This window comes from Streptomyces sp. NRRL S-1813 (assembly GCF_000719605.1).
Taxonomy (GTDB): Bacteria; Actinomycetota; Actinomycetes; order Streptomycetales; family Streptomycetaceae; genus Streptomyces; species Streptomyces decoyicus.
The window spans coordinates 156153-163384 of sequence record NZ_JOHB01000021.1 but is presented as its reverse complement, the minus strand read 5'-3'; the positions used below and the strand labels follow the sequence as shown (position 1 = coordinate 163384).

6 protein-coding genes are annotated in these 7232 nt (G+C 69.0%); 1 reads left to right on the top strand and 5 read right to left on the bottom strand.

What is annotated here, in order from left to right; all coding sequences use genetic code 11:
* Positions 1 to 1077: 1077 nt before the first annotated feature.
* The 4 genes from IF67_RS0126015 to IF67_RS0126000 all read right to left on the bottom strand — a co-directional run bounded on the left by IF67_RS0126015 (position 1078) and on the right by IF67_RS0126000 (position 3599).
* Positions 1078 to 1386, bottom strand: a complete 309-nt coding sequence (locus tag IF67_RS0126015) for an SCO5918 family protein (protein WP_030989592.1) — start codon at positions 1384 to 1386, stop codon at positions 1078 to 1080.
* A gap of 60 nt (positions 1387 to 1446) precedes the next feature.
* A complete protein-coding gene (locus tag IF67_RS43895) occupies positions 1447 to 1608 on the bottom strand; it encodes a hypothetical protein (RefSeq protein WP_158713167.1) in 162 nt (53 codons plus the stop codon).
* A 61-nt stretch (positions 1609 to 1669) separates the two neighbouring features.
* Positions 1670 to 3052, bottom strand: coding sequence for a DEAD/DEAH box helicase (locus tag IF67_RS0126005; protein WP_030989591.1), 1383 nt, complete (start codon positions 3050 to 3052; stop codon positions 1670 to 1672).
* A 343-nt stretch (positions 3053 to 3395) separates the two neighbouring features.
* Positions 3396 to 3599, bottom strand: coding sequence for a cold-shock protein (locus tag IF67_RS0126000; protein ID WP_006604711.1), 204 nt, complete (start codon positions 3597 to 3599; stop codon positions 3396 to 3398).
* Positions 3600 to 4568: 969 nt separating this feature from the next.
* Here IF67_RS0126000 and IF67_RS0125995 point away from each other — a divergent pair.
* Positions 4569 to 5963 (top strand): hypothetical protein, encoded by a 1395-nt coding sequence (locus tag IF67_RS0125995; RefSeq protein WP_030989588.1) that lies wholly within the window; start codon positions 4569 to 4571, stop codon positions 5961 to 5963.
* Positions 5964 to 6363: 400 nt separating this feature from the next.
* Here the strand turns inward: IF67_RS0125995 and IF67_RS0125990 are convergent, their stop codons facing one another.
* Positions 6364 to 6888: an ATP-binding protein gene (locus IF67_RS0125990; protein WP_234341338.1), complete on the bottom strand. Its 525-nt coding sequence runs from the start codon at positions 6886 to 6888 to the stop codon at positions 6364 to 6366.
* Positions 6889 to 7232: the final 344 nt, after the last annotated feature.

Here is a 7232-nt window from a genome sequence, read left to right as displayed (position 1 = left end):
CTGTGATCTGTTGCGCCTTTTGCCGCGGCAGGCAGTGTGCCCGCCCCTTCGGTTCCCACACCCCGGCAACGCGCCTCCTGGTGCCGTTTCCGTCAGGCGTGGCCGATAGAAGCTCGGCCATCATCTTCACAGAAAATCTGTCATGGCGGCGGTAGACATGCGGCCACTCGGGGATTAGGCTTTTCCGCGGACAGAACCGCAGTAGCAAGCAGGTCGGCAGGAGGAAGAGAAGGAGGCGGACACCATCAGGATCGCCCGGGCGAGGAAGTGAGCCGCTCGGGTACTGCGCGCTTCACCCTCCGGGCACCGCCTCAGGACCGACGTCTGAACTCCGTTTCCGCGCCCGCGCACGGCCGCCGCGCCCCGGGGACGTTCAGTCGCCGTCGGACAGGCCGGAGTCACAGCTGACCCGCAGCAGCCACGCAGACGAGCTCCGTCGATGTCGTCGCCGGAGCTCTTCGCCGTCAGCCTGACGCCAACCGGGCTGAGCACCGCGGTCGAGGTGTTACCTGATCTCGCGGCAGCCTCCGAGGCTCCGTGCCTCTGATTCACCGGGGGCCGGACGGGCCATCGGGACGTGGGACGGACGAGGCCCGCGCGCCAGGACACTGCTGTGGTCAGCAGACGGCGAGGGCCCAGCGGGGTGAGGGGTCGGGGCGCTGGAGGGCGTAGACCACCGCGCCCACGCTGTAGAGGAGACCGCCGGCCACGATCAGGGCGAGTACGGCCACTCCGCCGGTGTGCAGACCGTTCCGGCGTGGAGCCAGCCCCGAAGCTTCGGCTTGATCGGCTCCACCAGGTCGGCCGCCCGCTCCACCAGAGCGGCAGCCGGGTGAGAGCCCTCCCCGGCACTGTCACAGTGCTCTTCGCGGGGTTGGCCGGCTGGAGCACGTTCTCCCCTCACCGGGGCGAGGGGCACACTTCCGGATTCGGCGGCGTCGCGGGACACAGCTTCCGTCCTCCTTCGGGCTGTTGGGCCTCGCTGACAACCCGACAGCCACGGCAGGAGTCACCCCGCAACAGCGTGTGGGGAGGTCAGCCCCGGACCGCCGGGCCTGCATTGCCACAGCGGTCCGGTCAGGCCCGGGCCGGGTGCCCCAGCAAGGCCGACGCCGTCTCCAGTGGTGTGAGACCGGTCGGTGGCACGAGCGCGGCAGCCGGGCGGCACACGAAACCGAGGCGGCTCAGGGCTCGGGTCACTTCGCCGGCGGAGAAGTCACGACGGTCCTGCCCGGTGATGATCTCCCCGACCTGTTTGACGGGGTAATGGCGGCGGCCGATGAGCACGGACTCACCCGTGACGGGTTCGGGTTCGATGCCCTTCATCGCATCCTGCACCTCGGTCTTGAGCAGGTTGAAGGGGAAGCGGGCGATGACGACGCGCATAGTGCCTCTACAAGGTCGAAGAGAAGCCGGAAACGGATCACCGGCCCGGGCGGAGAAGTATCAACGGGTGAGGACGACGACGCCCGGGGCGTGCCCGTCCTCACCGATCACGGGTGAGGACAGGTCGACGATCATGTCGTCGCCGGCCTGCGATCCCGGCGACGTCATGACGGCGCCGGCTGCCTTGCCCGAGCAGTCCGCCTGGGAGTAGCTCTGGAGCATCAACGAAAGCCTCCGTGACGAGGGTGATCCGACGAGCTGGGGGTGATCGTCCGGGACCGGCCTAGGCGGCCCGGGCCGAGGAGGTCTGCCGCGCCGTCGGTGTCGCGGTTCGGGATGATCCGGCGGCACGGCGGGCCTGGGCGGGGCGGCTGCGGCGGCCGCGCGTGGAGGAGCCGCTGCGCTTGGCGCGTTCGACGACTGGTGCGGCGATGGTGACCGGGATGCCGGAGGGTGCCTGGGCGCCGGTGATCCGGCTCAGTTCGGCCTCGCCGGAGCGGACCTGGGTGGACTGCGGGGTGATGCCCGCGTCCGCCATCAGGCGACTCATGGTGCGGCGCTGGTTGGGCAGGACGAGGGTGACGACGCTGCCGGACTCGCCGGCGCGGGCGGTGCGTCCGCCGCGGTGCAGGTAGTCCTTGTGATCGCTCGGTGGGTCGACGTTGACGACGAGGTCGAGGTTGTCGACGTGGATACCGCGGGCCGCGACGTTGGTGGCCACCAGGACGGTGACATGTCCGGTCTTGAACTGGGCCAGGGTGCGCGTGCGTTGGGGCTGGGACTTGCCGCCGTGCAGGGCCGCGGCGCGCACGCCGCTGCTCAGCAGGTGTTTGGTGAGGTTGTCCACCGCGTGCTTGGTGTCCAGGAACATGATCGACCGGCCTTCGCGGGCCGCGATCTCGATGGTGGTGGCGTGCTTGTCGGCACCGTGGACGTGCAGCACGTGGTGCTCCATCGTGAGCAGGGCGGTGACCTGGGGCATGAAGCCCATGTCCGCCATCTGGTCGGCCTCGTCCAGCACGGTGATGGCGACCTGGTTCAGCCGGCAGTCACCGCGCTCGATGAGGTCCTTGAGCCGTCCCGGCGTGGCGACGACCACTTCGACGCCGCCGCGCAGTGCGCTGGACTGCCGGCCGATCGACATCCCGCCGACGACGGTGGCCAGCCGCAGCTTCAGCGACCGGGCGTAGGGGGTGAGTGCATCGGTGACCTGCTGGGCCAGCTCCCGGGTGGGGACCAGGACCAGGGCCAGCGGCTGGCGGGGCTCGGCGCGCTGGCCGGCGGTACGGGCCAGCAGGGCCAGACCGAAGGCCAGCGTCTTGCCCGATCCGGTGCGTCCTCGGCCGAGAACATCGCGTCCGGCCAGCGAATTCGGCAGCGTGGCGGCCTGGATGGGGAACGGGGCGGACATGCCTTCCGCGCCGAGGGCCGCCAGCAGCGCCGGCGGCATGTCCAGCTCGGCGAAAGTCTCGGCCGGGGGCAGGGCGGGAGTGTGGGTGACGGGCAGAGCGAACTCGCCCTGCAGTGTCGCGGGACGCCGTCCGGGGCCTCCGGAACGGCCCGTGCCCGAGCGGTTCGGCCCACCGGAGCGGTAGCCGCCGCGGCCTGAGCCGGACGAGCCGGCAGAGCGGGAGTAGCGGTCATTCGTGCGAGCTGTGCGGTTCATGGAGAACCTTCCTCGATGCGGTACGTCGAGGAATTCTCGGTGGCAATAAGCCGCACACAAGAATCGCCAGAACGAACCGATGAAATGAGATGAAACGAAGCGGGGCGGAATATTTCGCCCCTGCACGCCGAAGCGGGGCCGGCAACGCCGAAAAGAAGAGCGAAGCAGTTGCCGGATCATGGATCCGGGCGGATTGCCCGTCGCGGGATAGCGGCCGGGAACCGAACTCGCTGCCCGCCCGCCGCTTGTGCGGCCGTTGCGGGGCCCACGGGAAACACCGAAAAGCAACGAGCTGGGGCCCGCACCCAAGGTGCGGGCCCCAGCTACGGTGTACGCGTCAGCGTCAGGCGGGCACGATGTTCTCGGCCTGCGGGCCCTTCTGGCCCTGCGTGACGTCGAAGTTCACCTTCTGGCCCTCCTGCAGCTCGCGGAAGCCCTGGGCAGCGATGTTCGAGTAGTGGGCGAAGACGTCGGCGCCGCCACCCTCCTGCTCGATGAAGCCGAAGCCCTTTTCCGCGTTGAACCACTTCACGGTGCCAGTAGCCATGTCATATCTCCTTCGGGGCAGTGCCCGGAGCCCGCACCATGCGGGCTCCGTGTCGCTGCGTTGATTGCCCGTCCGGAAATAAGCACCGGAAATAAGAAAGCGCTCCGCCATGTACGACAGCGAGCACGCTTGAAGTCTTGGGAACCACAACTGCAACTGAGATCGACGGTAGCACGGTACTGGCGGCCATGCGCGGCACATGATCCCGACGCTTTCGGGAGCGTAAAAAACCCTTACCGCACCAGTGGCCATTTCTGTAGTTGCGGCATGAGATATTCAGCATCGGCGCTCGCCCCTATTCGACCGGAAAAGCGTCGCCCCCTCGGCCACCGCCCAGGCTCCGCAGGCACGGGCCGAGCACCAGCCGTGCCTGCCCGGATCACACCACACCGCACAACCGTCGGGGGCCCGACACTGCCTGAGGCAACCCCGACGAACCTTTGGAAGCGGGGTGGTGAGCACGCCGGCCCTGCACGCTTGCACCAGCAATCCGCCGCGAGTACCCGCGTGCCCCCTATTCCACCTGCCCGCAAGGGAACTTGACCGCAAGCAGTTGTCTCCCGACGACGCCCGTGCCCTCCGCATGCCCCGACGGGCGGTACATCACGGTCAATGCGGGCCCCCACCGACCCTCTTCACTCTGTCCCACATCCCGCGTTTACGCAGGGATGGGGGGCAGGCAGCCGGGTGGGGCGGGGCCGCGCGCCCGGCGCTCGGACGTGGTGGTTGTGCGCCGTGTGGTGTGGTGGGCGCTGGAGAGGGTGGCGGGGGCGCGGGCGGCAGCCGGGCGCAAGTGGGGGACGGCTGGAGCCCCCTGGTGCGCCTTCGCTACTGCGCGCAACGCCCAGGTGACTACTTGACTTTGGTCATCGCGATTCAGTCCCGCTTGTTGGGTATTGACTGTTCCATCCCGTTCTCTCTGGATATGCCAACGTGAATCGTTGGCGGCATGTGCTTGGAGGCGAACCCATGGCCGCCCGACCACTCGTCGCGCGTCAGACCAACCAGCGACTGCGGTCCCTCATCCAGGAGGCCTCGCTGTCCAACTCCGCTCTGGCTCGCCAGGTGAACGTCTTAGGGGAGGCCCAGGGCCTCGATCTGCGGTACGACAAGACGTCCGTGAGCCGGTGGCTGAGCGGTCAGCGGCCTCGCGGCCGGGTTCCCGCCGTCATCGCCGAGGCGCTGAGCGGCAGGCTGGGCCGCACGGTCTCGACAGAAGAGATCGGAATGGCCAACGGCAACAGCGTGACCTGCGGGGTCGGGCTTCATTTCGCGGCGACGGTGGAGGACGCGCTGGAGCAGGTCCGGGAACTATGGCACATGGATGCCGAGTCCCGGGGGCTTTTGTCCCGTTCTGCCATGACTGCCTCGGCGTTGGTCGAACCCAGCAGGGACTGGCTGATCAGCTCCCCCGACCCGCAGGTGGCGCGTAGCTGGCGGCTGGGGCCGCGGGTGGGGATGACCGATGTGGAGCTGGTCCGGGCGACCACCCAGGCGCTGGCCGAACTCGACCACCGGGTCGGCAGCGGGTACGTACGGCCGGTGGTGGTCTCGTGCCTCAGCAGCGTGCTGTCCGGGCTGATGGACGGGAGCTACGGCGAGTCCACGGGGCGGCAACTGTTCGCCGCCGCGGCCCGGTTGACGGAGTTCGCCGGGTACACGGCCCTGGACACCGGGCAGCCGGGCCTGGCGCAGCGGTACTACATCCAGGCGCTGCGGCTCGCGCAGGCCGCGGACGACCGTTGTTACGGCGGTTACGTACTGGCGGCCGGCCTGAGTCATCTCGCCGTCGGCGCCGGCTGCTCCAGGGAGGCGGTGCAGCTCGCACGGGCCGCCCAGGAAGGCACCCGGGGGCGGGCCCCGCTGGCCGCGCAGGCCATGTTCTACGCGACCGAGGCCCGCGGGTACGCCATGCTCGGGGACGCGCGGATGTGCAAAATACTCGCGGACAAGGCCATGGACGCCATGACGCATGTCGTTCCGGGGGACAGCCCCGAATGGATCGCACATTTCGACCGGGCCTACCTGGCCGACGAGTTGGCCCACTGTTTCCGGGATCTGAAGCAACCGCGCCCGGCCGCCCGCCGGGCCGAGGAAGCGCTTGCCCGGCACCCGCGGACCCGGGTGCGCCGCCGCGCCATCGACCTGCTGCTGCTCGCCACCGTGTTAGCGCAGGCCGGTGACGTCGAGGAGGCATGCCGGGCGGCGGTGCAGGCGGTGGCACTGCTCGGCCGGATGAAGTCGGCGCTCGGCGAGCGGTACCTCCAGAACTTCCGGGATGAGCTGCGGCCTTTCAGCGACGCGCAGCCGGTGCGCGAATTCGACGCTCTGGTCCTGGAGAGCGGAGTGCGGGTGCCCCGGTGAGGTGTGGTGCCCCGGTGATACGGGTCGTCGGGCGAGGCATCGGGCGGGCGGGATGCCTGCCGTACGGGTGCCGACGGCCGGCCGGCTCGTTCCGTCCCGCGGGGAGGTGCGGGGCCGGTGCCTGTCCGACCGTCGGCGGTAGGGAGTCACCCCGATGGGGTGCCGGTGCAGCGGCGGAGGTGTACCGGTCGCCGGTGGCGATCCGTCCGGCCGCTTGTGGTGGGGCGGGGTGGGGTGTGGTGCGCGCGGCCTCCGGTTCTCCGGACGGCTGCGTTGCCGGGTTGGGGTCCGCGCGGTCCAGTGGGGGCCGGTTCCCGGCTGAGGGTCCGTGCCGTCCGGTGGCGACCAGTTCCCGCGTGGGGCCCGTGCCGTCCGACGGGGGCCGGTTCCCGGGTGGGTGTTACGGCGCCATGCTGGTCGGTACGCCGGCTGTCAGCGGTATTGCTGCCCATACGGTGCAGCTGTCGTCGGCCTCGATCCTGCGGCCCCAACGTGACGAGGACTCGGCGACCAGCTCCAGTCCTCGGCCGTGCTCCTGCGCCTGGCTCGGCCGGCGCATCAAAGGCACCGACGCGGTCCCCCCGCGGTCGTGCACCTCGATATGCAGCAGGCTCGCCGATTTCCATATCCGGCAGGTGACATGCCTGCCGGCGGAATACTTGATGGCATTGCTGAAGAGTTCCGACAGGACCAGCAGCACCGGATAGCGGGTGTCGTCATCGTGGATGCCTTGTCCGTCGAGCCAGGCGCGGACCAGGTTCCGGCAGACCGGCACCGCCCGCTTCAGGGCCGGCAGACGAAATACCACGCAGGGTGCGGAGCGCCAGCAGTCGACGGGAATCAAGGAATTTCTTTCCCGAGGCCAGCTCGCGATATGCCGGGCGGTCACCATGACTTCGGCCGAATGCGTTGTGGTGGGTAACATGACTACCCCTTTCGTACGTGCCTCATGGACTTCGATGTCGCTTCTGCCTCATGAAGCACGGCCAGCGCCATCGCTCGATCTGTCCTGGCGGCGGCCTTCGCAGTGCGCCGCGCCTCCGGTGCGTACCGGGCCGCTTTCCGACTCGCTTTCCCGTCATCATTCAACCAGTCCGGGAGTCCGCCCGGGAAGGCGCACAGTGCAGCGGCGGGAGCAGGCGGGGGGATATCGCGACGCGAAATAATATCACCATAAAAAAACGGTTGCGCATTACCGTCGAGACAATTAACGGTAATGCGCAAGGAAGCGCCGGAGGGGGCGTCGCGGCAAGAATCTATCAGAAAAGG

Bases quoted from the DNA above. Each gene is read 5' to 3' on its own strand.
- IF67_RS0126015 (WP_030989592.1), bottom strand. From the start codon at position 1,386: ATGCGCGTCGTCATCGCCCGCTTCCCCTTCAACCTGCTCAAGACCGAG.
- IF67_RS43895 (WP_158713167.1), bottom strand. From the start codon at position 1,608: ATGCTCCAGAGCTACTCCCAGGCGGACTGCTCGGGCAAGGCAGCCGGC.
- IF67_RS0126005 (WP_030989591.1), bottom strand. From the start codon at position 3,052: ATGAACCGCACAGCTCGCACGAATGACCGCTACTCCCGCTCTGCCGGC.
- IF67_RS0126000 (WP_006604711.1), bottom strand. From the start codon at position 3,599: ATGGCTACTGGCACCGTGAAGTGGTTCAACGCGGAAAAGGGCTTCGGC.
- IF67_RS0125995 (WP_030989588.1), top strand. From the start codon at position 4,569: ATGGCCGCCCGACCACTCGTCGCGCGTCAGACCAACCAGCGACTGCGG.
- IF67_RS0125990 (WP_234341338.1), bottom strand. From the start codon at position 6,888: ATGTTACCCACCACAACGCATTCGGCCGAAGTCATGGTGACCGCCCGG.